We start from the raw sequence: 25,135 nt of genomic DNA, 5'->3' as shown, positions 1-25,135 counted from the left end.
AACCGGCAACCGGCAACAGCCAACGGTCAGCGCACGTCCGTCGCGGGCTGGACGTCCTGCACGAAACTGTCCGACCGGTCGGCGCCGTACCGGCCGAGCACGTCCAGCACCGCCGGCGCGGCATCGTGGTCCGTCACCACGTCGACGCGGATCCGGTCCAGGAGATCCTGCTCCTGCCAGTAGCCGCGGGGCAGCGACCGGGAGGCCGGCTCGACGGTGGAGACCGTGGCGTCGGAGACCACCACGGAGGTCGCTCCCGCGCCGAGCAGCGCGTCCCGCAGTTCCCGGGTGTTCCGCAGCAGAGCCGGATCCACCATCGCGGTGACGAGCCGGGCCTGCTGGCCGGCCCGCCGGGCGGGCCGTTCGACGGGCCGGTTCCGTCTGGTCCGGCGCTGGCGCTGCGGCCCCCCGGCGCCGCTGAGTCCCGACACCCCGCCCAGGTGGTAGGCGTCGGCGCCCTGCTGGGTCTGGTCGAGGCTGTCCTGGCTGTCGAGCGGGGCACGTAGCCCGATGACCGCCTGCACGGCGGCGGCGATCGCCCAACTGAGCACGAAGGAGAAGACCACCACGCTGACCACACCGACGAGTTGGTGCCAGAGCAGCGACCCGCCACCGCCGAAGAAGACACCGTCCGCGCCGAGTGGGTTGATGCCGCTGTTGCCGAAGAAGCCAAGCAGCAGTGTGCCGAGCATGCCGCCGACGAAGTGGACCGCGAGGACGTCCAGCGCGTCGTCGAGCCGGAACAGATACTTCAACCGCAGCGCGGTGTGGCAGACGATGCCGGCGATCGCGCCGATGGCGATGGCGGAGAGCGCGTTGACGTACCCGGCGGTCGGGGTGACCGTGGCGAGCCCCGCCACCGCACCGGAGACGCTGCCCACGACGGTGCTGTGACCGTCCTTGAGCCGCTCCGCGACCAGCCACACCAGCATGCCGGCCGCCGCCGCGAGGTGAGTGTTGATCACTGCCTGGGCCGCCACCCCGTTTGCCTGGAGCCCGTCGCCGCCGTTGAAGCCGAACCAGCCGAACCAGAGGATTCCCGCACCGAGAATGGTCAACGGGATCGAGTTGGGCGGCGCCTCGGCGTGTGGCCAGCCCCGGCGACGCCCGACGACCAGCAGGATACCCAGCACCGCGGCACCCGCCGAGGCGTGCACCACCAGCCCACCCGCCCAGTCCTGGGTGCCGAACTTGGCCAGCCAGCCGCCGGGGTGCCAGAGCCAGTGCGCGATCGGGGCGTAGACCACGATGGACCAGATCGCGAGGAACACCGCCCAGCCGAAGAACCTCAACCGTCCGGCCGTGGCCCCGGTGACGAGCGCGGGAGTGATCACCGCGAACATCATCTGGAAGGCGATGAACGCCAGGGTCGGGATCGTCACCTGGCCGGCAGCCACGTGCAGGTTAGGCGCGGGCGGCACCCTGAGATCGGTCAGCCCGAGCAGTTCGAGGTTGCCGAAGAGGCCACTGCCGGCGTCGTCACCGAAGGCGATGGTGTAGCCCACCAGCACCCAGGTCAGGCTGACGACGCCCAGCGCGATGATGTTCTGCTGCAGCATCGCGAGCACGTTGCGGGTGCGGACCATCCCCCCGTAGAAGACGGCCAGGCCGGGGGTCATGAACAGCACGAGGCCGGCGCAGACCAGCACCCAGGCGGTGTCGCCCGAGTTCACCGCGTCCTGAGCGAGCATGGCACCTCACCTCTCTTCCGCTTGTCGTCGGACGGTGCGCTTCGCCGTGGAGACAAGGGTCTCCTTGACGCGTTCGTGGTTGGGCAGAGGCGCGAAGTGCCGGTTGGGCAGCAGCAGCAACCAGGTGGCGATGTTGAACGGCCCGGTCAGCACGGGTATGGCCAGCGGGGTGAGTACGGTGGCCAGGGCCACCTGGACGAAGAGCGTCAGGGCGATCCCGAAGAGGGTGTAGACGGTGACCAGCGCCCCGGGGCGATGCAGCACCGCGCCCACCGCGATCGCGGTCAGGACCGCGTTGAAGCCGTAGAGGCCCTTGTCGAGCGAGGCCCCGTCGGCCCCGAACCAGAGCGCCAGCAGGGTCGCCCCCACGCTGCCCACCACCGCGAAGAGCGCCGACCAGCGCGAGTTGATCAGCAGTGCGACCAGGATGATCAGGCCGCTGACCCAACTGTTGGTCAGGTACACCTGGGAGATCCCGCGCAGGAAGGTGGGGACGAGGTCCCAGTCGAACCTGCCCTCGGTCAGCGTTCCCTCGCCGGGGAGCATCGGCTTCAGGTCGGTCAGCACGGTGAACCGGTTGAACTGGTACGCGCCCAACAGGAGCACCCAGGTGGTGAGGACGAACGGCATGGTGAACGCGGTCAGTCCCCAGGTCTTGAAGATCGCGTTCAGGGCCAGGGTGACCACGGTCGTGGCCGCCGCGCCGAGCACCAGGTAGAGCCACATCAGCGGCCGGTCGTCGAGGAACGTCGGGACGGCGATCCCGGTCAGCACCGGGCTGAAGCCGAACAGCCCCTTGCGCCACGAGGCCCGGTCGACCTGAAGGACGAGGGCCGTCACCGTGCCGACGACAAGACCGAGCACGGCCCCGCCGAAGATTCGGGGCTGGCCGCCGTCGAACGCGCCCCAGGCGAGCGCGACGAGGATGAGCAGGCCGCTCAGCGGATTGTTCTGAAAGACGACCTGCGCGGGCCCGCGCAGACAGGCGTCGACGAACTCGATCAGCGGATTGCGGTCACTCAGACCGCTCCAGCCCCGGACAGCCCCGGTCATGTCATCCTCCTTCGCGGGATCAGCGCCAACTGAACGGGGGCGGGAATGTCCGCCCTGTCACTTCTTCGCGGGCGGCGACACAGAAGGCGCGTACCGCGGCGCGTACCGGCTCCGTCTCCTGCCCCAGGACCTTGAAGATGAGCCCGGCGTCGTTCGGCAGCCGACTGACGGCGCTCGCCAGCGGAGTCTCCTCGTCCCAGACCGGCGTGCAGGTGCGGTCGAAGACCCGGGTGGCCCGCTCGGGGTCGGTGAGCAGCACGACGTTGCCGAAGATGTGGAAGCGGTCCATCACCCCGGCCCGAGCCACCGGAAAGCGCCCGGGGCTCACCACGAACTTCTCCGTGAACAACTGCCGGCCGTCCGGCCGCTCCGCTCGCAGGGTGGAGGAGAAGAGGTCGTAGGCGAAGAGTTCGCCGTCCCGGTAGTACTTGCGCCCCGGCTGCAACACCTCGGCGTAGAGCATGGTGGCGCTTCCCGGCAGCCGCACCCGCGTGTCGGTGACGAACCGACTGTTCCGGTACGGGATCACCGGCTCCGGAAGGAACTCCAGGTACGCGCCGTCGGCGAGGGTGAAGCGCTGGATCTGCGAGCCGTAGTTCGCGTCCATCTGCTGGATCTTGGTGGCGGCCTGGGTGACCAGGTGTGCCTGGCTGTCCGGCCCCATGTCGACGTCCATCCGGAGGCGGTCCCCCTGCAACACCCCGCCCGAGGTGGTGAGGATCATGACGCAGGGCAGCTCCGGCATCTCCTCGTCCCAGTAGAGCGCCCGCTGCACCAACAGCGGCGACTGACGGTAGAGGTCGGCGAGGATCGTTCGCCCGCCACGGCGGGCGAACCCGAGACGCAGCACCCCCACCTTGCCGTTCGACGCAGCGGGAAGCTGGGCCGGCTGGTCCTGGTACGGCGCCAACTCCCGCACGGTGTCCAGTGAGGTCATGCGACCACTTCGGCGTCGAAGAGCGCGTTGCGACGGACCAGGGAGACCAGTTCGTCGATGCCCTCGCCCGTCTTGCAGTTGGTGAACACGACCGGCTTGCCGTCGCGCATGAGGTCCGCGTCGTGCGCCATGACGTCGAGGTCGGCATCCACGTAGGGCGCGAGATCGGTCTTATTGATCACCAGGATGTCGGACTTGGAGATCCCAGGGCCGTTCTTCCGCGGGATCTTGTCGCCGGCTGCGACGTCGATCACGTAGATGAAGTAGTCCACCAGGGCGGGGCTGAAGGTGAGGGTGAGGTTGTCCCCGCCGCTCTCGATCAGCACCACGTCGCTGTCGGGGAAGCGGGTCTCCATGTCCTCCACGGCGGCCAGGTTCATGCTCGGGTCCTCGCGGACGGCGGTGTGCGGGCAGGCCCCGGTCTCCACCCCGATGATCCGCTCCTCGACCAGAACCCCGGTCAGCGCACGCCGCACGTGCTTCGCGTCCTCGGTGGTCACCACGTCGTTGGTGATCACCAGGATCCGCAGTCCGTTCTCCACCAGGCGCGGCACGACAGCCTCGATGATCGCGGTCTTGCCGCTCCCCACCGGGCCACCCACTCCGATACGACTTGCCGACTTCATGACGTGACCTGTCCTTTGGAAGAAGAGTCGAACGATTTCAGGGGGTGGTTCTCAGTTCATGAACATCCGCACGTGTGCGTGCTGGTGCGCGCCTGCCAGGATGTCGATGTGCGGGGCGAAACCCTGCATGTCCTCGAGCTCCGCGGTGTACACGTCCCGGTAGTCGTCGGCGACCTTCTCGTTGACCGCGAAGAGGATCGACTGCGCGTCGAGGTGGTCCACCCGGATCAACCGGAGCGCCGCGCCGAGCACCATCGAGGCCGCACCGTACTGGTGGGCGGCGAAGGCGTCCTCCTCCGTCACCCCGAGCTCGGCGAAGAGCACCCCGAGCGCGACCGGATAGGTCACCGGCACACCGTTCGCCGCGCCGCCGATCCGCTCCTTGAGCAGCGACTCGCCGACGATCCGGGCCGAGGCCTCGGCCAGCTTGTGCCCCATTCGTACGGACATGGTGCGCATCTCTTCGTTGATCTTGCGCAGGTAGACGGCCTCGTCCGCCTGCCGGATCCGGTCGAGGTCGCCGGCGACGGCCCCGCGATGCCCGGTGAGCAGTGCGACGCCGTCCCCCGTGGCGGCGAGCCGGGTGACCGTCCGGACGAAGTCCTGCAGGGTGGTCCGGTCGTGGACGACCCCCTGCTGGACGGCCATCTCCAGACCGTTGGAGAAGGAGAACGCGCCGACCGGGAAGACCGAATCGCCGAACTGGAGCAGCTTGAGTGTCTCGACCATCGTGCGCACCGGCCGGCACCGCCCTCAGTTGAGTTGAGCGGGCAGGTGGGTGTGCGGGGTCGAGTCCGCGCCACCGAACAACCGCCGCGACTCGTGCGGCGCGAGATACGCGATGATCTCGGTGCCGGGGACGAACTCGTGGGAGATTCCGGTGAACGCGTGGGTACGCATGACCGAGTCCATGACCTTGCGGTCAACGGTCAACGGGACGTACATCTTCGTGCCCTTGACCACGGCCGGCCAGTGCTGGTTGCCGATCGCGTGGCCGAGTTCGACGGCCGAGCGGATCACCAGGTCGAGCGATTCACCGTGCAGCTTGTCGAGGTGCACCACCATCACGTCGCCGAGCTTGACCCGGGCCACCACCGCGGTGGCGGTCAGATCGTCCCAGGCGAGGATGTCCCCGTCCCGCAGCCTGATCCCCCGACTCAGCGAGACCGCCAACTCCGCGCCGGAACTGGTCATCTTGCGGATGCGGCTCTTCTGGGCGTCCCACTGGTCGAGCACAAAATCGTCGATACGCGCTTCCCTGAGCCGGTCGGTCCAGCTCGGCTCGTTCATGTTGCCCAACACCGTTTCGACGAGCACTGGTGTCTCCTTTCATTTCGGGGGTGCGGCGACCACGCGCGTGATCGGGCGAGGCCTGGTCAGGGTCGGGGTCAGCTGAAGAAGTAGAGCTGGCTCATGGGAAGGTTCCTGGCCGCCGGCACGGTCGCGTGCACGCCGTCCATCTTCACCGCGAAGGTCTCGGGATCGACCTCGAGCTTCGGCGTGCGGTCGTTGCGGACCATGTCCCGCTTGGTGAGTCCCCGGGTCCGGTAGACCGGCATGACCTGCCGCTGCAGACCCAGTTGCTCGCCGATGCCGCACTCATGGGCGGCCCGGGACACGAACGTCACGCAGCTCTTGGCCACCTGCGAGCCCAGCGCGCCGAACATCGGCCGGTAGAAGACCGGCTGCGGCGTGGGCAGCGAGGCGTTCGGGTCACCCATGATCGACCACGCGATCATTCCGCCCTTGATCACCATCTTCGGCTTCACGCCGAAGAAGGCGGGCTCCCAGAGCACGAGGTCGGCGAGCTTGCCCGGGGTGACCGACCCGACAACGTGCGAAATGCCCTGCGTGATGGCCGGGTTGATGGTCATCTTGGCCACGTAGCGCAGCACCCGGAAGTTGTCGTTGCTGTCGGAGTCCTCGGCGAGCTTGCCGCGTGCGGTCTTCATCTGGCCGGCGAGCTGGATCGTCCGTAGCCAGGTCTCCCCGACCCGGCCCATGGCCTGCGAGTCGCTCTGCATCATGGAGATCACGCCCTCGTCGAGCAGCACATCTTCGGCGGCGATGGTCTCGGTCCGGATGCGGCTCTCCACGAAGGCGACGTCGGAGGGCACCTGAGGGTTGAAGTTGTGACAAACCATGATCATGTCGTACAGCTCGGACTGGCTGTTGATGCCGTACGGCACGGTGGGCGTGGTCGACCCGGGCAGCACGTTCATCTGGCCGGCCACCTTGATGATGTCCGGCGCGTGCCCACCGCCGGCACCCTCGGTGTGGAAGGTGTGGATGGTGCGGCCCTCGAAGGCGGCGATCGTGTCCTCGATGTAGCCGCTCTCGTTGAGAGTGTCCGTGTGGATGCTGACCTGCACGTCGAACTCGTCGGCGACGGAGAGGCAGCTCCGGATCACCGCAGGCGGGGCACCCCAGTCCTCGTGGATCTTGAAGCTCGGAACCCCGGCCATGATCTGCTCCACCAGCGGTGCGCGCCCACTGCTGTTGCCCTTGCCCATCAGCCCGATGTTGATCGGGAGACTCTCGAAGGCGCGCATCATCGCGTGGATGTTCCACGGCCCGGGGGTGATGGTGACGCCGTTGCTGCTGTCGGTGGGGCCGGTGCCGCCGCCCCAGAGGGTGGTGACCCCGTTGCTCAGGGCCGCGTAGACCTGCTGCGGGGAGACCAGGTGAACGTGCGCGTCGATGCCACCTGCGGTCAGGATCAGGTGCTCGCCGGAGATGGCGTCGGAGCCCGGCCCGGTCACCAGGCCCGGGGTGACCCCGTCCATGATGTTCGGGTTGCCGGCCTTTCCGATGCCGACGATCTTGCCGTCCTTGACCCCCACGTCGGCCTTGACCACGCCGAGCAGCGCATCGACGACGGTGACATTGGTGATCACCAGGTCCAGCACGCCCTCGGCACTGGTGGCCTGGCTGCTGCTGCCCATGCCGTCACGCAGCGTCTTGCCGCCGCCGTACATGACCTCGTCGCCCAGGACGCGCAGGTCCTTCTCGATCTCTATGTAAAGGTCCGTGTCGGCCAGTCGGATCTGGTCACCCGTCGTCGGGCCGTACATTCCCGCGTATTGTTGCCGCGAAATCTGACTCATGGTCTTTTCGCTCCAGCTCCGGCGCTCGCGCCTCGAAATGGTGTGCCTACTGCTTCTTGCCCTTGCCCTTGCCCTCGTCCTTGCCCTGCTCCTGCTGCCCGGAGGTGGACTTGAAGCCGCGGGTCTTGGCGTTGTGGTGCGCTTCGGCCCGTTCCGGCCGGTAGTCCGGGGTGGGGCCATCCCCGGTCCAGCCCTGCACCAGACCGTTGAATCCCCACACCCGCTGCCGGCCGCCGAACGGGATCAACTGCACCGTCTTCCGGTCGCCCGGCTCGAACCGGATCGACGTCGTGGCGGGGATGTCCAACCGCTTGCCGAAGGCGGACGGCCGGTCGAACTCCAAGTACCGGTTGGCCTCGAAGAAGTGGAAGTGGGAGCCCACCTGGATGGGCCGATCGCCGGTGTTCTGCACGACCACCTCGATCACCGGTCGACCGGCGTTGAGCTCCAGCGGCTGGTCGCTGAGCTTGTAGCCGCCGATCGGCCGCAGGTGCTTGGAGTTCGGGCCGGGATGCTGCTTGGTCATTGCTCCTCCGCTCTTTCGGAGAACGTGTCTCCGTTCGCTGCCTACTGGATGGGCGAGTGGATGGTGACCAGCCGGGATCCGTCCGTGAACACCGCCTCGACCTGGACCATCGGGAGCATGTGCCCCACGCCCGGCATCACGTCGTCGGCGCCGAGCACGGTGCGCGACTCGTCCATGACCTCTTCGACGGTCTTTCCCTCGCGGGCGCCCTCCAGGGCGGAGGCGCAGATGACCGCGACGGCCTCGGGATGGTTGAGCTTCAACCCCTTCGCCCTGCGGGCATTGGCCACCACCGCCATCGTGAGGATGGTCAGTTTGTCGAATTCCCTCGGTGTCAGATGCACTGTCCTGATCCTTCGCGACTGTCGATTGGGGGCAGTGAGAGCGGCCGAGGGCTCGAGCCTTGACTGCCGGCACCGTTGCCCAATCTAGGGTATTTGACTCTTGAGCCGCTTTTGTCCGGTTCTGCGGATGAACATACCCGCCGCCCGGCTTCCCGGGGGACCGAATCCGCAAGGTTGACGGCACTTCACCCGCGCCGCGTTTGCGGCGGCCATCGCCGCCCCCACCTCGGGGTCACCGGTGGCCGGCACCGCCGACGGCGATCGACCGAGGGCTCCGCCGGTCAGCCGTGCTGACCGGCCTCGCCGGGCCACCCGGACCTCGGCCCCCGCCGCAGCGAGTCCCGGGGCGCGGCGGCTGCCGCGCGGCAGCAGCACCTCGTCACCGGTCGCGGAGACACATAGAATAGCCTCTATGCATGTCGCGGGCGGCATCCGGGCGATCCTGTGGGCCGCCGCCGTGATCCTCCCCGTTGCCGCATCCCTGACACCGAGGTCCGTCCGCTCCGGTCCGGCCGAGGCCACGGCCGGCACCGATCCCGAGCTTGTGCTCTGGTACGACGAGCCTGCGGCCAACTGGGAGAGCGACGCGCTGCCGCTGGGCAACGGCGCGCTCGGTGCCATGGTCTTCGGCGGCATCCAGACCGAGCGCCTGCAGCTCAACGAGAAGACGCTCTGGACCGGCGGGCCCGGCACCGCCGGAGAGACCCATGGCAACTGGACGTCGGCACGGCCCGGGGCCCTGGCGGGCGTCCAGGCTCAGATCGACCGGGACGGACGGATGGCGCCCGACGCGGTCGCCACCGCGCTCGGCCAGCCGCCGGCCGGATTCGGCTCGTACCAGAACCTCGCCGACATGTACCTCGACATCTCCGGCACCCCCGCCGCAGTGAACGGCTACCGGCGCGAACTGGACCTCGCCGAGGGCACCGCCCGCGTCGGATACTCCCACGACGGGGTGACCTACCAGCGCGAGTACTTCGCCAGCCACCCCCGTAACGTGATCGTCGCGCGGCTGTCGGCCAGCCAGGCCGGGAAGATCTCCTTCGTGCTGCGCACCGTGCCGGCCCAGCCGGGAAGCACCGTCACGGTGGCGAACGGCCGGCTCACCGCGCGGGGCGCGCTGCCCGGCAACGGGCTGATCCACGAGACCCAGTACCAGGTGGTGACCACCGGCGGCACCCGAACCGACGGCACCGACCGGGTCACGGTCGTCGGCGCCGACTCGGCGTTCGTCGTGCTCTGCGCCGCGACGTCGTACGCGGACACCTACCCCGCCTACCGCGGCACGGACCCGCACGCCCTGGTCACCGAGGCAGTCGACGGAGCCGCCGCCGCCACGCCCGCGGCCCTGCGCGCGGAACACCTGGCCGACTACCAGAGGCTCTTCGACCGCGTCCGGCTCGACGTGGGCGGGCAGCTGCCGAACGTGCCCACCGACGAGCTACGGTCGGCCTACACCGGCGCGGCCGGACGGGCCCAGGACCGCGCGCTGGAGTCGCTGTACTTCTCCTTCGGCCGGTACCTGCTCATCGCGTCCTCCCGCGGCGGCTCCCTGCCGGCCAACCTGCAGGGCAGTTGGAACAACTCCAACAACCCGCCCTGGCAGGCCGACTACCACACCAACGTCAACATCCAGATGAACTACTGGCCGGCGGAGACCACGAACCTCTCCGAGACCGCCACTCCGCTCTTCGACTTCATCGACGCCCTGCGGGCTCCCGGTCGGGTCACCGCACGGAGCATCTACGGCACGACCGGCTGGGTCACCCACCTCAGCAGCAACCCGTACGGCTTCACCGGCGTCCAGGACTGGGCCACCGCCTTCTGGTTCCCGGAGGCGGCCGGGTGGCTGTGCCAGCACCTCTACGAGCACTACCGCTTCACCCGCGACACCACGTTCCTGCGCGACCAGGCGTACCCGGCTATGAAGGAGGCCGTGGAGTTCTGGCGGGCCAACCTGCACGTCGACCCGCGCGACGGCAAGCTGGTCGTCTCGCCCAGCTACTCACCGGAGCAGGGTGACTTCTCGGCCGGTGCCTCGATGAGCGAGCAGATCGTGTGGGACCTGCTCACCAACACCATCGAGGCGAGCACCACGCTCGGCGTCGACGCTCCCCTGCGCGCGCGGTGGCAGACCCTGCTGAGCAGGCTCGACCCCGGCCTGCGGGTCGGCTCCTGGGGTCAGTTGCAGGAGTGGAAGGCGGACTGGGACAGCCCGACGAACGACCACCGGCACGTCTCGCACCTGTACGCCCTGCACCCGGGCCGGCAGATATCGCCGCTGACCACCCCGGCCCTCGCCGACGCCGCAAGAGTCTCCCTCACGGCGCGCGGCGACGGCGGCACCGGCTGGAGCAAAGCCTGGAAGATCAACTTTTGGGCCCGGCTGCTCGATGGCGATCACGCCCACAAGATGCTCAGCGAGCAGCTCAAGAGCAGCACGCTCGCCAACCTGTTCGACACCCACCCGCCGTTCCAGATCGACGGCAACTTCGGGGCCACCGCCGGTATGGCGGAGATGCTGCTGCAGAGCCAGCACGGGGTGGTCGACGTCCTGCCGGCCGTGCCGGCCGCCTGGCCGACCGGCTCGTTCGGCGGCCTCAAGGCACGCGGCAACCTGACCCTGGACGCGCAGTGGCGCAACCGGCTGGCCGAGCGGATCACGCTGGCCGCCGGCAGCAGCGGCAACCTGACGGTTCGTAACCCGATGCTGGCCACCGCGCCGCTGGTCGACCTGACCACCAACCGAACCGTCGCGGTGACCCGCTCGGGCAACCAGGTGACGTTCGCCGCCGAGGCCGGGCACCGCTACCAGGCGGTGTCCGCCGAGGGCGGCACGATCTGAGGGAAGCAGTTCATGCGTTTCCGACGTATCAGCATCATCGGCGCGGTGGTGCCGTCGCCGCCGCACTGATCGTCGTGCCGGCGGTGCCGGCCCCGGCGGTGCCGGCCCCGGCGGTGCCGGGTGATCTGCAGGCCGGCGCTGAAGCAGTGGACGGCGGGAAGCAGCCACGGACTCTCCCGCGTCGTACTGCGCTGGGAAGCCGCCTACGCCCGCGCGTACCAGCTCCAGACCTCGCACCGACGGCACCACCTGGGCCACCGCCACGACCACCACCGCCGGGGACGGCGGCACCGACGAACACCTCCTCAACACCACGGCCCGTTACGTACGCATGTTGGGCACCAACGCGCCACCGGCTTCGGCTACTCCCTCTGGGAGTTCGAGGTCTACGGTCCGAAGACGGGTGCCATCACCGGCACGAGCCCGCCGACCCATGGACGCGAATGCCCGTACTCCAGGCGGGAACATCGGCCTGGGCTGGTGGTGGGGCCAGTCCTGGACGTGAGAAGAGAGGCCGTCAGCTTGCGGTGGGAAAGCTCAGGCTGACCGTCGAGGGGGATCCGCTGGGCCACCGGGTCGTGACGACCTTTCCCCGGGTGTAGAAGCTGACGCCCTCGGGGCCGTGCACGTGGGTGTCACCGAACAGGGAGTTCTTCCAGCCGCCGAATGAGTGGTAGGCCATCGGCACCGGAACGGGCACGTTGACGCCCACCATGCCGACGGTCACCGCACGGGCGAACCGGCGGGCCGCCGCCCCGCTTCCGGTGAACAGCGCGACGCCGTTGCCGTACTCGCTCGCGTTGACGATGCGCACGGCATCATCGAAGCTGTCGGCGCGTACGACGACCAGCACGGGTCCGAACACCTCGTCGCGGTACACCTCGGCGTCGGTGCTGACCGTGTCGAACAGGGTCGGGCCGACGAAGAAACCGTCGCGGACGGGTGCCGCACGCCCGTCGACGACCAAAGGGACGCCTGCTTCGGCGGCCCGGGTGACGTACCCGGTGATCCTGTCACGGGCCTCGGCGGTGATGACCGGTCCCATCTCGCTGCTCTCCGCGTCCCCAGGCCCGACGCGTACCCGGCGTGCCTGCTCGGTGAGCAGGGACACAAGCTCGTCGGCGGCGGAGCCGACCGCGACCACGGCGGAGATCGCCATGCACCGTTGCCCGGCCGAGCCGTACGCCGCGGCGGTAATCTGCCTGGCGGCGTCGGCGAGATCGGCGTCGGGAAGCACGACGGCGTGGTTCTTGGCGCCACCGAGTGCCTGGACCCGTTTGCCCGAGGCGCTGGACCGCTGGTGGACGTAGCGTGCGACCGGCGTGGAACCGACGAAGGACACCGCGGCGGTGTCGGGATGGTCGAGCAGCCGGTCGACGGCCTCCCTGTCCCCGTGAACCACGTTGAACACGCCGGCCGGCAGCCCGGCCTCGGCGTACAGCTCGGCGATCAGGTTCGACGGGGAGGGGTCACGCTCGCTGGGTTTGAGGACGAAGGAGTTGCCACAGGCGATGGCGATCGGGTGCATCCACAGGGGGACCATGATGGGGAAGTTGAATGGCGTGATACCGACGCACACGCCGAGCGACTGCCGGAACGTGTACGAGTCGACGCCGTTGGACACCTGGTCGGAGTAGCTGCCCTTGAGCAGCTGCGGGATGCCGCAGGCGAAGTCGATGACCTCCCGGCCACGGGTCACCTCTCCACGGGCGTCGTCGAGGACCTTGCCGTGCTCGGCGGTGATCATGCGGGCCAGGTCGTCGGTGTGCCTCTCGACCAGGTCGCGGAAGGCGAAGAGCACCTTCGTCCGGGCGGTCAGCGAGGTCTCACGCCACGAGAGCCACGCCTGCGCCGCGGCGGCGACAGCCGTGTCGACCTCCGCGGAGCTGGCCAGCGGCACCGTGGCCTGCGGCTGGCCGGTGGCCGGATTCCAGACGGAGGCGGTGCGGCCCGACAGGGGTTGGGTCGGCTTGCCGTCGATCCAGTGCTCGATGCTGCGCATGGTGTTCCTTTCCTAACGGAGGCTGACGGGCCCGGGCCGGCGACATCACCCGGACGGATCCGTCAGAGGTTCAGGGTGAGGCCGGCAGTGGCGAGGAGGACGGGGCAGGAGCTGTGCCGGGCGGCCTCGGCCAGCAGGTCGGCGACCCGATCCCGATGCCAGGGCCGGATGTGGGTAAGCACGAGAAGTTGGGCTCCCGCCCGGTGGGCGAGCCTGCCGGCGTCGCCGGCAGTCAGATGGTTCGGTACGGGCTCGTCGTCGAAGCCCGACGCCTCGGCCAGCACGACGGCGCATCCGTGGGCCAGGTCGTCGAGGGCGTCGCAGGGTGCGCTGTCGCCGGTGTAACACAGTTGGTCGTCGAGGCGGACAGCCCAGTTCTCCACCTGGTGCCGACCGACAGCGGTACGTACCCGGTACGGGCCGATGCGTTCGGGGGCGGGCCCGAAGGTGAACTTCCGATGGGCGGGAAGCCGCTCCGCCAACCGGCTCTCGACGGCGGCCGGACCGTACACCGGCAGCGACCCGGCGTCGCCCGCAGCGGATCGGAGGTAGGCCAGTGCGGTGAGGTCGTCGCAGTGGTCTCCGTGCGCATGGGTGACGAAGACCGCGTCGAGCGCGGTGACGGGGGCGTACCGCTGCAGCGGCCCCACCGCTCCGGTGCCCAGGTCGAGCAGGAGCCGCCATCCGTCCTGTTCGACCAGGTAGCAGGAGCACGCCGCGTCCGGGCCGGGTGCGGAGCCCGAACAGCCGATCACGGTGAGCCTCATTCGGCGGTCGGCGCGGGGCCGATGGCGATGGCGACGACGTCGGCGACGGCGCCTTCGAGGCAGGTGCCCGCCACCGCGCAGGCCGCGGCCAGGACCTCCGGGTGTCCGTCGCCGACCGCCACGCCGAATCCGCTGGCCCGCAGCAGGGGCACGTCGTTGGGGTTGTCACCGACGGCCGCTACCTCGGCCAGGGCCACCTGCTCGTGGTCGGCGAGCCAGCGCAGCGCGACGCCCTTGTCGACGCCCGGGGGGAGCAGTTCCACGTAGGTGGCCTCGGACATCACGACGGTCACCTCGGCGGCGCTGTGGGCGACCGCGGCGATGCGGTGCGCGGCGTCGGTGTCGGCGCACAGCAACATGACCTTGCTGATGCCGTCGATGTCGTGCCAGTTCTCGATGTGTTCGACGGTGATGCGGTCGCGGGCGGCGTAGGCATCGACCCAGGCCGGCTGGTGCGTGGCGAGGGCCCGTTCACCGACGAACGCGACGGCGGCGACGTCGGGTGGAAGCGTCTCGACCACCGCGCGGACCGCCGTCCACGCCGTCTCGTCGAAACGGCTCTCGTGCAGCACGTCACCGGTGTGCAGGTTGGCGATGAGCGCACCGTTGAGCAGGATCGCCGGTCCGGTGAGACCCAGTTCGTCGTAGTAGCGCCGACCCGAGGCGGCGCTGCGTCCGGTGGCGATGACGACCTCGCCGCCGGCGCTGCGGAATGCCCGTAGGGCTTCCCGGCTACGCGGGACCATCGTGAGGTCGCGGTCGACCAGTGTGCCGTCGAGGTCGGTGACGATCCAGCGATACCGCAAGGCGGCACCCGGGCCCAGGCGGGTGTCGGAGCCGGTCATCTCAGCGACACCGGCCGGTGAGTGTCGGCGAACGCCTCGATCGCGGTCGATCCGACCGGGTCGAGCGTGCCGACGGTGGCGAAGTAGCCGGGCTCACGCCAGGCCGCCTGGTCCGTCTCGACGGCGTTCGGGCGCAGCCCGAGGTAGTGGCCGCCGGCGGCGGTCACCAGCAGCGAGCCGGCCGCGACATCCCAGCTGCTGACACCGATACCGAGTGCCGCATCCGCCCAGCCGGTCGCGACATGCGCCAGGCTCAGCGCGGCGCTGCCGATGCGACGCATCGTCTGGTACTCGATGATGAGGTCGGTCTGCCGTCGCACCGCCCGGCGGGGGGCGGCGCGGATCTCCCGCGCGCTCGGGTAGCTGGTCAGCAGCAGCGCCTGCTGCTCGCTGGCGGCACCGACGCTGGCCAGCGGCCGTCCGTTGTGCCAGGCCCCGGCGGGCGTGGCGGTGTACAGGTCGTCGCGTAGCGGGTCGTAGATCGCTCCGGCGACGACCCGCCCGTCGACCACAGCACCGATCGAGGTGCAGAAGAAGGGCAGCCCGTGGGCGAAGTTCGCCGTGCCGTCGATCGGGTCGACGTGCCATTCGACGTGGCCCTCGCCGACCGCGCCGCCTTCCTCGCCGACGATGCGGCTGTCCGGCTCGGCGGAGAGCACAATCTCGCGGATACGCGCCTCGGCCGCCTTGTCGTGCACGGTCACGGGGTCGTGCCGATCGCGCTTGTAGTCGACCTCGGGTCGGGAGCGGAACGCCCCGCGGAGCATGTCACCGACTGCGGTGGCGGCTTCGGCGGCCACCTCCGCCAGTTGGGCGGAGCGGGTCACGTCGATCGTGGTCATGCGTGCCTCTCGTCGGTGAGGGTGAGCAGCCGCAGCAGTTCGGCTGGGTCGTCGACGACCGCGTCGGGCGTCTGGGCGACGACGAACGGCCGGTCGTGGGTGGAGCGGGCAGTCATCAGGACGGTCACTCCGACCCCGGCCCGGCGGCCACAGACGACATCACGGTCGAAGTTGTCGCCGACGTACCACGCGTCACTCGGCGCGACCGCGAGCGCGCGGCACGCCAGGCGGATCATTTCCGGGTTGGGTTTGCGGATGCCGAGCTCGTCGCTGTACAGCTGCAGCGCCAGGTCCTTGTCGAGGCCGGCCCGGGCGAGCCAGTCCCGGTGCACGATGCCCGACATCGCGTTGCTGACGATCGCCACCGGGATGTCCCGTTCCCGCGCACCCCTGAGCAGATCCTCGATGCCGTTGCGGGCGACTCGGGTCGAACGCAACTCACCCTGGCGTCGGCACAGGAGCCACGCCTGGCTGGTCACCAACGCACGCGCCTGCTCGGGCCAGTCGGCGGCGACGAACTCCGACCAGAACATCCGCCAGGTCAGCTCGGCCGGCGCGGCCAGCCGCGACATCGCATTCTTCCAGGCGGAGTCGGCGGCGGCGGCGGCCCGGACGTCACGGACCACGTCATCGATGGTCAGCTCGGCGCAGCCAGCCGCGCCGAGCATCGCGACGACCTCGGTGGCGAGGTCGGTGACCCAGCTGTCCCGGCGTTCGGTCTGCACGACGACGCCACCGAAGTCCAGCAGCAGCGCGCGAGGCCGCGGCAGCCGTGCGGCGATCACCGGCCGGACCCGGAGGCGACGGCCGGCCCGGCGGCGGGCTGCCGCCCGGTCCGCTGTTCGCGCAGGAACTGGTCCCAGCCGGTCAACCGGCGGCCGTCGGCGTCGAACACGTGCAGGTCAGCCGCGGTGGCCCAGAGGGTCACCTCGGCGCCCGGCGTCGTCTCGATCTTCCGGTAGGACTGGACGTACAGCGGTTCGCCGTGGCATCGCAGCTGCACGGTCCAGGCGGAGCCGGTGGGCAGGACCGTCTCGACCACGGCCGGCGCCCGCCAGGCGCCGTCGGGAACGTCGGCGTCGGCGTACGCGATGTTGAGTGCCTCGGGCCGGACACCGCCCGTTCCGTCGGTGGGCGGGCGGCCGACCCGGGCGGCCACGTAGTCCGCCACGGTGGCGCCGGGACCGCCCACGTCGGCCGACCCGAACGGCATGGTGTTCATCGGTGGGCTGCCGACGAACTGGGCCACGAACACGCTTGCCGGCCGTTCGTAGACCTCCATCGGCGTGCCGGTCTGTTCGACGACTCCCTCGTTCATGACGGTGACGTGGGTGGCCATCGTCATCGCCTCCAGCTGGTCGTGGGTGACCAGTACGACGGTGGCGTGCGAGCGCTGGTGGATTCTCTTGATCTCGGCGCGCATCTCGAGGCGAAGCCTCGCGTCGAGGTTCGACAGCGGCTCGTCGAGCAGCATGACCTCCGGGTCGACCGCGAGCATCCGGGCCAGTGCGACCCGCTGCTGCTGGCCGCCGGACAGCTGCGAGGGGTAGCGGGCGGCGTACTCGGCGATGTGCAGCATCTCCATGGCCTCGGCGGCGCGCTGTGCTCGTTGGGCCGTGGGCGTCTTCCGCATCATCAGCCCGAACTCGACGTTGCGGGTGACCGTCATGTGCGGCCACAGCGCGTAGCTCTGGAACACCAGCCCCATGCCCCGCTTCTCGGGTGGCACGAAGAGGCCCTTCCCCACGGAGTCCAGCAGCCGTGAGCCGACCCGGATGTCGCCCCTGGTGGGCTGCTCGAGTCCGGCGATCATCCGCAGGGTCGTGGTCTTGCCACAGCCGGACGGGCCGAGCAGGCACATGAAGCCGCCGTCGGGGATGGTCAGGTGCAGGTCACGCACCGCGTACTGGCCGGCGACGTAGCTCTTGTCGACGCCGATGAGTTCGATGTTCGGCATGTTCAGCCTCCCAGGCCCGTGGCGAGGTTGCTTCTGGTGGCCCGCTGGGCCAGGTAGGTGACGGTGAACGAGAGCGCGGCGATGATGAGTACCGCCGCGTTGGCCTGCTGCCGATATCCGAAGTCGACCAGGTTGATCGACAGGGTGGTCAACAGGGGCGTGCTCGCGGTCGTGAGCATGATGACGATCGACAGCTCTTTGAGCCCGGAGATGAACGGCAGTAACACGCCGGTGGTCAGCGCGCCCTTCTGGATGGGCAGCACGATCCGGCGCAGCCGGGTGAGCCAGCCGGCGCCGGCCACCTGGGCCGCCTCCTCCGGTTCACGGCCCAGTTGCATCATGGCGGAGATGCCGGACCGCGACGAGTACGGCAGGTGGGTGATCGCCATCACCACGACCAGCAGGAGGGTCGTGCCGTAGAGCGCCGGGATCGGGCCGCGCGGGACGGCGAACAGCGTCAGGTAGGCGGCGGCGAAGGCGATGCCCGGCACCAGGTAGGGCAGGAACGAGACCTGCCGCAGGGTGCCCGACAGTCGGCGGCTGGGCGAGCGAGCCACCACGTACCCGACCATCAGCCCGACGACGCCGCAGACCAGGGACGCCATGCCGACGATGCGCAGGCTGTTCCACATCGCCTCGTAGAGGTCATCGCTGCGCAGCAGGCCGTGCGGGAAACCGACCGCCTCCGGGATCGACTCGGCGGTCCAGAACTTCAGCGTGAAGTTGTCGGCACGGAACACGCCTGGCGCGTAGGTCACCGTGGACAACGCGAGGGTCATGAGCGGCACGACGACGCTGGTGACGAAGACGGCCATGGCGAGGCCGTAGGCGGGCCACCGCCAGCGGCGCAGGTCGGCGGCCCGGTCCATGCTGCCCTTGCCGCCGATGGTGACGAACCGGCGTTGTTCACGAACCAGGCGCATGTCGATGAGCACGACGAGCACCCCGAGCAGGACGATGACGGCGGCGATGACGGCGGCCACGCCGGGAGCCCGGGTGTGGATGCTGCGATACAGGCTGGTCGACAACATCGCGTAGTCGGTGGGCAGGCCGAGGATGTACGGGGTGCCGAAGGTGCCCAGCACCCGGCCGAGGACGAGGAGCACGGCGGAGGAGAGCGAGGGCAGCAGCAGCGGCAGGACCACGTGACGCATCCCCTGGCTCCTGTTGGCGCCGAGCACCCGCGCGGACTCCTCCAACTGCGAGTCGATGCGCCGCAGCGCGTTGCCGAACAGCAGGAACACGAACGGGTAGTAGTGCAGGCCGAGGGTGACGATGATCGGCACGGCGCCGTACGCGAGCCAGTCGGGGGTCTGGACACCCCAGGTCTCCAGGAAGCCCGGGGTCCCGCCGGACCGGCCGTTCTTGAACAGGGTCAGCCAGGCCAAGGCGAACGTCCAGGACGGCAGCATGTACGGCACGACGAGGGCGCCGGCGAGGAACTTGCGGCCGGGCACGTTGGTTCGGGTCACCAGCCACGCCATCGAACCGCCGAGCACCACTGCGAACACGACCACGCCGAGCCCGACGACCACGGTGTGTGACAACGGCTCCCAGAACAGGCTTGCGCTGATCGGTGACCGGAACACCCGCCACAGGTAGTAGCCCGTGAGCGATCCGGCCGGCGCCCCGGCTCGGCTGTCGTCGCCGAACTGCACGCGTGCCGCATCCGACACGATCGCCACCAGAGGCGCGATGACCAGGTAACCGAAGATGAGCACGAGGGCAATGCCGATGAGGGTGGTCGGTTCGGCGAGCAGGACCCGTGCCCGGTACCGTATCCGGCCCCAACGGCTGGCCGGCGTCTGCGTGGACGGCGGCGGCGCTGGCGGTGCCGGACGGTCGATGACTGCCATCTTGAGTGTCTTGTCCCTTCAAGCAGAGCCATGGTGCCCACCGATCGTGATGACTCGGTGAGCACCCGCCGGATCAGTTGTGCTGCACGCGCCAGAAGTCCTGGACGGGTTGGGTGTTCTGGTAGTCGTCGAGCAGGCCCTTCGGGTCCATCGCGAACAACTGCGTACCCCAGTCGGTGAGGCCCTTCGGGTTGCCGTCGCTGGGCGGTACGGCGGTGCTGCCCGAGACGCCGCCTTCCTCCATCTCGTGCTTGATGCCTTCCTGCGTCATGGCGAAGTGGACGAACAGCTTGGCGGCGTTGGGGTGCTTCGTCCCGGTGGCGATCGCGACGTACTTGGAGTAGGAGAACCCGACCCAGGGGCTCAGACCCTCGCAGACGGCCATGTGGTAGCCCTTGCCCTCGACGTCGCGGAACTTCGCGATCGACACCAGGCCGATGCGACCCTCGGTCTGCTGCGGCGCGGCGACGGCGGCGGCGATGTTCTCGTCCTCGCTGTTGATGATCGGCTTGTTCTTCGCCAGCTTCTTGACCCACTCCCAGCCGGCGTTCTTCTCGGTCGTCTGCAGGGCCTTGCCGGTGTGCCGCTGGTAGGCGTCGGCGAGCGGTGCGGCGCCGTGGCCGGCGGTCTGGCTGAGCCACTGCACGATGGTCGCCTTGCCCAGCGGATCCTGTAGCAGCACCTTGCCGCGCCAGCTGTCTTCGGTGAGTTCCCAGACGTTCTTCACCGGGCAGCCGTTCGGGTAGATCTTCGGGTTGTACACCCAGACGTTGGCCTTCGAGAGCACCAACAGTGGGTTGCGGTTGGTCTCCGGGATGTCCTTGATCAGATCCGGCGGCAACCACGTGTAGACGACCTGGCGGGGCAGCAGCTCGCCGGCCAGCAACGGGCCGTCGGAGAAGAGGGTGAGGTCGACGGCGACGTTGCCGGCCTCCTTCTCCCGGACGAGCTTCTCGGCGGTCTTCTGGGTGTCGGACTTCACCCCCTCAGCCTTGATGCCGTACTTGGCGGTGAATGCCTCGGCGACCTTCTTGATGTCGCCGGTCGAGTCGTAGACGAGGACGCTGCCCTCCTTCTTCGCCGCCGCGACGAGGGCGTCGAGGTCGAAGGTGGCGTCGACGGAGGCAGAGGGGAGCGCGCCGGGCTGGTCGGTTCCGCTGGACGGGGCGCAGGCGGCGGCTGCGACGAGCGCGGCGATGCCGACTGCGGCAGCGGCAAGGCGACGGGTGGGACGGATCGGGATCGTTATATGGCGGCTGTCCACGTGCGCGAACCTCCTCGGTGGCGGAGCATGCGGGTGAGAGCCAACTCGTCCGTCGGATGTGGTGAAGGCGAATCACATCCGCGGAGTGTCCTGAGCGTAATACGGGGGCAATCTTTGTCAAGACATATGTACATCAGCCCTTCAGATGATTCGCTTCAGCATCGCGTCGGCCAGCGCGTCGCAGCACTCGGCCAGCCGAAGGCCGACGACGTCGATGCGCCGCAGCAGCTCACGCTGTCGCAGCATCTCGGAGGTCACGTCCCCGGCCAGCAGTTGCCCGATCGCCTCCTGGTACACGCGACGCACGACACCGGCCCGCTTTCGTACGGCCAGGACGAGGTCGGCGACGTCGGTCGGATGGTCGACCAGTTGCTGAAGGGCACGGCGCAGCAGCGCGAGTCCTTCCCGAACGGCGATGAGCGCCGGCACGGCAGCGTCCACGGTGGGCGCACCGAAGAGGTCGTTCTCCCGTACGAAGTCGCGTAGGTTGTCCAGCACGTCGTCGATCGACCGGGAAAGCCGGAACAGGTCCTCGCGGTCGATCGGCGTGGTGAGCGAGGCGGCGAGCTCGACGACGAGTTGCCGCCGGTGGTCGTCGCCGGCGTGTTCGATGTCGCCCATCCGGGTCCGGCCCGTGGCCGACGGCACGGCCCTGGTGACCACGTCGACGGCCAGGTCCACCGCCTCCTGGTTCTGCTCGAGCTGGCGCAGCAGGATGCCGACGACCCGATGGTGGGAGCGACCAGCGAGGTCATCCACGATCCGCCAGACCCGACGCAGCCGGCGGCCGGTCACCGGAGCCCTCGCACGGCCAGCCCGGCCACCGCCGCCATGCCGAAGCTGGCCGGCAGGGTCACCAGCCACGAGATCAGGATCGGCACGGCGTACTGCCAGCGCACCCGGCGTGCGCCCTGGCTGGCGCCGACGCCGACCAGGCCGGCCGCCACGGACTGGGTCATGCTGACCGGCACACCCAGCCCGGCGGTGCCGAACACCGCTGCGGACGAGGCGATCTCGGCCGAGACGATCTGCCACGGACGTGGCGGGGACAGACTGAACGTGGCACCGCGCGACATCCGCCGCAGGCTCGTCAACGCCCCCGCGGCGAACAGCGCCGCCACGGCGGACAACACCGGCAGCGACAGTTCGGCCGAGCCGTGGACGGCGGCGACCGCGACCGCGGCGACCGCGAACATCTTCTGCCCGTCGTTGGCCGCGTAGGCCAGACACTGGCAGCCGAACGCGCCGACGTGCGCCAGCCGGACCGTGGCCGATGCCCGACCGGTGGTCGGGACCCGCTGGGCCAGCACGCCGAGCAGATAGCCCAGCAGCCCACCGACGAGGGGCGCGGCCGCGCCGATGCCGAGCATCGTCGCAAGAGTGCTCCACGACGGCATGAGCCCGAGCCCGAGCCCGGCGCCCGCCAACCCACCGATGATCGCCAGGGTCACGCTCGTCGGTACGCCTCGCCACGTCAGCACCAGGACCAGTGCGACCGCCGCCGCCACGCCGATCACGACGATCGGCTGCCCGCCGCGATCGCCGGAGGCGACCAGCCGGCCGGTGAACGCATGCGCCACATCCAGTCCGAAGAGGCGGGGACCGGCGACGATGGCGGCGAGAAGAAGTCCGAGCATGGCGATGCCGGCGACGGCGCGGTGGCGTAGGGCGAGGGCGAGCAACGCACCGCCGTCGTTGGCGCCGCAGACGAAGACGAACACGGCGGCGAGCACGGACAACACGACGCTCACAGACCTGACCAGTGACCGCGCTGCGTCGCCTTGCGTTCCAGGTACCGCTGCCTGGCCGGCGCGCCGTCCGGCGTGGTCGACACCGCGGCCACCGGGACGTCCCACCACGTGTCGTTGGCCGGGCTCCCCGGACCGCCGAGCTCGGTACGGACGTGCACAACGGTGGTGGTGGCGGCGGCGCGCCCCTTCACCAGCGCCGCGCGGACCTCGTCGAGGGTGTCCGCGGTCAGGACGTCGGCGCCCAGACTTGCCGCGTTCGCGGCCAGGTCGACCGGCAGCGGCTGTCCGTCGATGCGGCCGGAGACAGGGTTGCGGTATCGGTAGACGGTGCCGAACCGGGCACCGCCCACCTGCTCGGACAACGCCCCGATGGAGGCGTAACCGCCGTTGTCGACCAGGACCACCACCAGCTTGAGTCCCTCCGCCACGGCGGTGACCAACTCCTGCGCCATCATCAGGTAGGAGCCGTCCCCGACGAGGACGAAGACCTCGGCGTCCGGCTGGGCCAGCTTCACGCCCAGGCCACCGGCGATCTCGTAGCCCATGCAGGAGTAGCCGTACTCGACGTGATACTGCCGAGGACTCGCCGGCCGCCACAGCTTGTGCAGGTCGCCGGGCATGGAACCGGCCGCGCAGACGACCACGTCGGCCGGGTGGGCGGCGTCGTTCACCGCGCCGATGAGCTGGCTCTGGGTGAGGGGGCCTGGCCCAGAGCGGCGGGCCTCGTCGACGGCGTCGTCCCACCGGCGGGTCAGGGTCACGGCCAGCTTCCTGCGCTCCTCGCTCACCTGCCAGCGCGGCAGCGCCGCGTCGAGGGCCCGCAGCCCTTCCCGCGCGTCCGCGACCAGGCTGACCGCGCCGAGCTTCGCCGCGTCGAAGGCAGCCACGTTCAGGTTGACGAACCGCACCGACGGCTCGGCGAACAACGACCGCGAAGCGGTGGTGAAGTCCGCGTAGCGGGTGCCGATGCCCAGCACCACGTCGGCCTCGGCGGCGAGGGCGTTGGCGGCCGTGGATCCGGTCACGCCGATCGGGCCGACCGCGCACGGATGGTCGTGAGGGAGCGCGCCGCGGCCGGCCTGGGTCTCGGCCACGGGGATGCCGGTGCGTCGGGCGAAGGAGGCGAGCTCGTCATTGGCGTCGCTGTAGGTCACGCCGCCGCCGGCGACGATGAGCGGGCGGTGTGCCGCGCGCAGGGCCTGCGCCGCTCGGGCCAGCGCGGCCGGCTCGGGTACCGGGCGCGGCACGTACCAGGTTCGCTCGGTGAACAGCTCGTCCGGCCAGTCGTACGCCTCGGCCTGCACGTCCTGCGGCATGGCCAGCGTGACCGCTCCGGTTTCGGCCGGGTCGGTGAGCACTCGCATCGCGGCGAGCAGCGCCGCCGGCAACTGTTCGGGGCGGTTGACTCGGTCCCAGAACCGCGACACCGGCCGCAGCGTGTCGTTGACCGACACGTCGTAGGAGCGGGAATCCTCCAACTCCTGGAGGACCGGATTGGCCACCCGGGTGGCGAAGATGTCCCCGGGCAGCAGCAGGACCGGCAGCCGGTTGACGGTGGCCAGGGCTGCGCCCGTGACGAGGTTGGTGGCGCCCGGCCCGATCGAGGTGGTGCAGGCGAACGTCGACATCCGGGCGGTCATCCGGGCATAGGCGACCGCGGTGTGGACCATCGCCTGCTCGTTGCGGCACTGGTAGTAGGTCATCCCCGGGTCGCCGTCCAGCTCGGCCTGCCGCAGCGCCTGGCCGAGCCCGGCGACGTTGCCGTGGCCGAAGATTCCGAAACAGCCGGCGATCAGCCGGTGCCGTCGCCCGTCACGCTCGCTGTACTGGTTGGCGAGGAAGCGGATGGTCGCCTGCGCCACGGTGAGTTTCATGCGCCGGTCCTCCCCAGATAGGTCGTCATCGGTACGCGTGGGTCGACCGGCTGGCCGGACCAGGAGCTACGGATCCACCCGTGGGTGGGGTCGTCGGCGCAGGCCATCGACCGCTCGGTGGCCGGGCCGGCCAGGACGTTCAGGTAGTAGAGGTCGTAGCCGGGGGCGGCCATCGACGGCCCGTGGTAGCCGTTCGGCACCAGGACGACGTCGCCGGCACTGACCTCGGCCAGCACGTTGGTGGTGCCGTACACCCGCTGGTAGGCCAGGCCGCGCGTCTCGAAGTAGTAGATCTCCTCAAGAACCGCCTCGCCGGGAGTCTCGGTGTCGTGTTTGTGTGGCGGGTACGACGACCAGTTCCCGCCCGGGGTGAGCAGTTCGACGGCGACAAGCCTGTCGCAGTCGAAAGCGTCCGGGGCGCAGAAGTTGTTCACCTGGCGGCTCGCCGTCCCTGCCCCACGCACCTCCACCGGCACCTGCTCGGCCGGGCCGTAACGCGGGGGCAGCCGGCGTCCGGCCCGCGCCGACGGCAGCGCGAACCGCCCACCTGTCGTGCTGGACACCTCCACCCGTGCCCCGATCGGCAGGTAGCAGAAGTCGCTGACCCGGTCGAAGACGCTGGTTCGGCCGACGAGCTCGAACCGCGTCCCGTCGCAGTCGACCATTGCCGAACCGGTCAGTGGCAGCACCAGCATCTCGTCATCACCAGTGGCGAAGACGCGCGTCTGACCGGCTTCCAGGTCCAACACCCGCAGCCCGCAGTAGGTCCAACCGGCCACTTCCGGTGTCACCTGGACCGTCCACCCAGGTGTCGTGGTGGCGCCCCGGGAAATGTGCACCGCGCTCAC

At 69.7% G+C, this 25,135-nt stretch carries 21 protein-coding genes and 1 pseudogene; 1 reads left to right on the top strand and 21 read right to left on the bottom strand.

The features are described from left to right. Positions 1-26 precede the first annotated feature (26 nt). From SNR22_RS06875 to SNR22_RS06835, 9 genes and pseudogenes are all read right to left on the bottom strand, one after another. Positions 27-1,691 carry an ammonium transporter gene (locus SNR22_RS06875; protein ID WP_320065610.1) on the bottom strand — a complete coding sequence of 555 codons (1,665 nt, stop codon included), beginning with the start codon at positions 1,689-1,691 and terminating at the stop codon, positions 27-29. Between the two features lie 6 nt (positions 1,692-1,697). Next, positions 1,698-2,744 carry an urea transporter gene (gene yut, locus SNR22_RS06870; protein WP_320065609.1) on the bottom strand — a complete coding sequence of 349 codons (1,047 nt, stop codon included), beginning with the start codon at positions 2,742-2,744 and terminating at the stop codon, positions 1,698-1,700. A gap of 19 nt (positions 2,745-2,763) precedes the next feature. Further along, the gene (locus SNR22_RS06865) at positions 2,764-3,681 is read right to left on the bottom strand and encodes an urease accessory protein UreD (protein ID WP_320065608.1); all 918 of its coding nucleotides are present in this window, start codon (positions 3,679-3,681) and stop codon (positions 2,764-2,766) included. After that, positions 3,678-4,307 carry an urease accessory protein UreG gene (gene ureG / locus SNR22_RS06860; RefSeq protein ID WP_320065607.1) on the bottom strand — a complete coding sequence of 210 codons (630 nt, stop codon included), beginning with the start codon at positions 4,305-4,307 and terminating at the stop codon, positions 3,678-3,680. Before ureG ends, SNR22_RS06865 begins: the two co-directional genes overlap by 4 nt. Positions 4,308-4,358: 51 nt before the next feature. Further along, complete coding sequence (locus SNR22_RS06855) at positions 4,359-5,036, bottom strand: urease accessory protein UreF (RefSeq protein ID WP_320065606.1); 678 nt, start codon at positions 5,034-5,036, stop codon at positions 4,359-4,361. A 24-nt stretch (positions 5,037-5,060) separates the two neighbouring features. Then, positions 5,061-5,624 carry an urease accessory protein UreE gene (gene ureE / locus SNR22_RS06850; protein WP_320065605.1) on the bottom strand — a complete coding sequence of 188 codons (564 nt, stop codon included), beginning with the start codon at positions 5,622-5,624 and terminating at the stop codon, positions 5,061-5,063. Positions 5,625-5,695: 71 nt separating this feature from the next. Beyond that, complete coding sequence (locus SNR22_RS06845; RefSeq protein WP_320065604.1) at positions 5,696-7,414, bottom strand: urease subunit alpha; 1,719 nt, start codon at positions 7,412-7,414, stop codon at positions 5,696-5,698. A 190-nt stretch (positions 7,415-7,604) separates the two neighbouring features. Continuing rightward, positions 7,605-7,940, bottom strand: a pseudogene (locus tag SNR22_RS06840) (urease subunit beta); the annotation flags it as partial. Positions 7,941-7,981: 41 nt separating this feature from the next. Then, on the bottom strand, positions 7,982-8,284 hold the full coding sequence (locus SNR22_RS06835; protein WP_320065602.1) for an urease subunit gamma: 303 nt from the start codon (positions 8,282-8,284) through the stop codon (positions 7,982-7,984). A gap of 412 nt (positions 8,285-8,696) precedes the next feature. On the opposite strand from SNR22_RS06835, the gene SNR22_RS06830 reads away from it, so the two are divergent. Continuing rightward, a complete protein-coding gene (locus SNR22_RS06830; protein WP_320065601.1) occupies positions 8,697-11,129 on the top strand; it encodes a glycoside hydrolase family 95 protein in 2,433 nt (810 codons plus the stop codon). A 517-nt stretch (positions 11,130-11,646) separates the two neighbouring features. On the opposite strand, the gene SNR22_RS06825 is transcribed toward SNR22_RS06830, so the two are convergent. The 12 genes from SNR22_RS06825 to iolB form a co-directional block, all read right to left on the bottom strand. After that, positions 11,647-13,131 (bottom strand): CoA-acylating methylmalonate-semialdehyde dehydrogenase, encoded by a 1,485-nt coding sequence (locus tag SNR22_RS06825; RefSeq protein WP_320065600.1) that lies wholly within the window; start codon positions 13,129-13,131, stop codon positions 11,647-11,649. A 62-nt stretch (positions 13,132-13,193) separates the two neighbouring features. Further along, a complete protein-coding gene (locus tag SNR22_RS06820; protein ID WP_320065599.1) occupies positions 13,194-13,898 on the bottom strand; it encodes an MBL fold metallo-hydrolase in 705 nt (234 codons plus the stop codon). Continuing rightward, positions 13,895-14,743, bottom strand: coding sequence for a Cof-type HAD-IIB family hydrolase (locus SNR22_RS06815; protein WP_320065598.1), 849 nt, complete (start codon positions 14,741-14,743; stop codon positions 13,895-13,897). The genes SNR22_RS06820 and SNR22_RS06815 overlap by 4 nt, the downstream gene beginning before the upstream one ends. Continuing rightward, positions 14,740-15,585 (bottom strand): inositol monophosphatase family protein, encoded by an 846-nt coding sequence (locus SNR22_RS06810; protein WP_320065597.1) that lies wholly within the window; start codon positions 15,583-15,585, stop codon positions 14,740-14,742. The genes SNR22_RS06815 and SNR22_RS06810 overlap by 4 nt, the downstream gene beginning before the upstream one ends. After that, the gene (locus SNR22_RS06805) at positions 15,582-16,370 is read right to left on the bottom strand and encodes an HAD family hydrolase (protein ID WP_320065596.1); all 789 of its coding nucleotides are present in this window, start codon (positions 16,368-16,370) and stop codon (positions 15,582-15,584) included. Before SNR22_RS06805 ends, SNR22_RS06810 begins: the two co-directional genes overlap by 4 nt. Beyond that, a complete protein-coding gene (locus SNR22_RS06800; protein WP_320065595.1) occupies positions 16,367-17,542 on the bottom strand; it encodes an ABC transporter ATP-binding protein in 1,176 nt (391 codons plus the stop codon). The genes SNR22_RS06805 and SNR22_RS06800 overlap by 4 nt, the downstream gene beginning before the upstream one ends. 2 nt (positions 17,543-17,544) lie before the next feature. Further along, on the bottom strand, positions 17,545-19,398 hold the full coding sequence (locus tag SNR22_RS06795) for an iron ABC transporter permease (RefSeq protein ID WP_320065594.1): 1,854 nt from the start codon (positions 19,396-19,398) through the stop codon (positions 17,545-17,547). Between the two features lie 73 nt (positions 19,399-19,471). Further along, a complete protein-coding gene (locus SNR22_RS06790; protein WP_320065593.1) occupies positions 19,472-20,662 on the bottom strand; it encodes an ABC transporter substrate-binding protein in 1,191 nt (396 codons plus the stop codon). Between the two features lie 141 nt (positions 20,663-20,803). Continuing rightward, a complete protein-coding gene (locus SNR22_RS06785) occupies positions 20,804-21,457 on the bottom strand; it encodes a DUF47 domain-containing protein (protein ID WP_320065592.1) in 654 nt (217 codons plus the stop codon). Then, positions 21,454-22,413 (bottom strand): inorganic phosphate transporter, encoded by a 960-nt coding sequence (locus SNR22_RS06780; protein WP_320065591.1) that lies wholly within the window; start codon positions 22,411-22,413, stop codon positions 21,454-21,456. The genes SNR22_RS06785 and SNR22_RS06780 overlap by 4 nt, the downstream gene beginning before the upstream one ends. Further along, positions 22,410-24,287 (bottom strand): 3D-(3,5/4)-trihydroxycyclohexane-1,2-dione acylhydrolase (decyclizing), encoded by a 1,878-nt coding sequence (gene iolD, locus SNR22_RS06775; protein ID WP_320065590.1) that lies wholly within the window; start codon positions 24,285-24,287, stop codon positions 22,410-22,412. The genes SNR22_RS06780 and iolD overlap by 4 nt, the downstream gene beginning before the upstream one ends. Then, positions 24,284-25,126: a 5-deoxy-glucuronate isomerase gene (gene iolB / locus SNR22_RS06770; protein ID WP_320065589.1), complete on the bottom strand. Its 843-nt coding sequence runs from the start codon at positions 25,124-25,126 to the stop codon at positions 24,284-24,286. The genes iolD and iolB overlap by 4 nt, the downstream gene beginning before the upstream one ends. Between the last annotated feature and the right edge of the window lie 9 nt (positions 25,127-25,135).

It is taken from the genome of Micromonospora sp. RTGN7 (genome assembly GCF_033804645.1).
Lineage (GTDB): Bacteria > Actinomycetota > Actinomycetes > Mycobacteriales > Micromonosporaceae > Micromonospora.
This window is presented reverse-complemented; position numbering and strand designations above follow the sequence as displayed.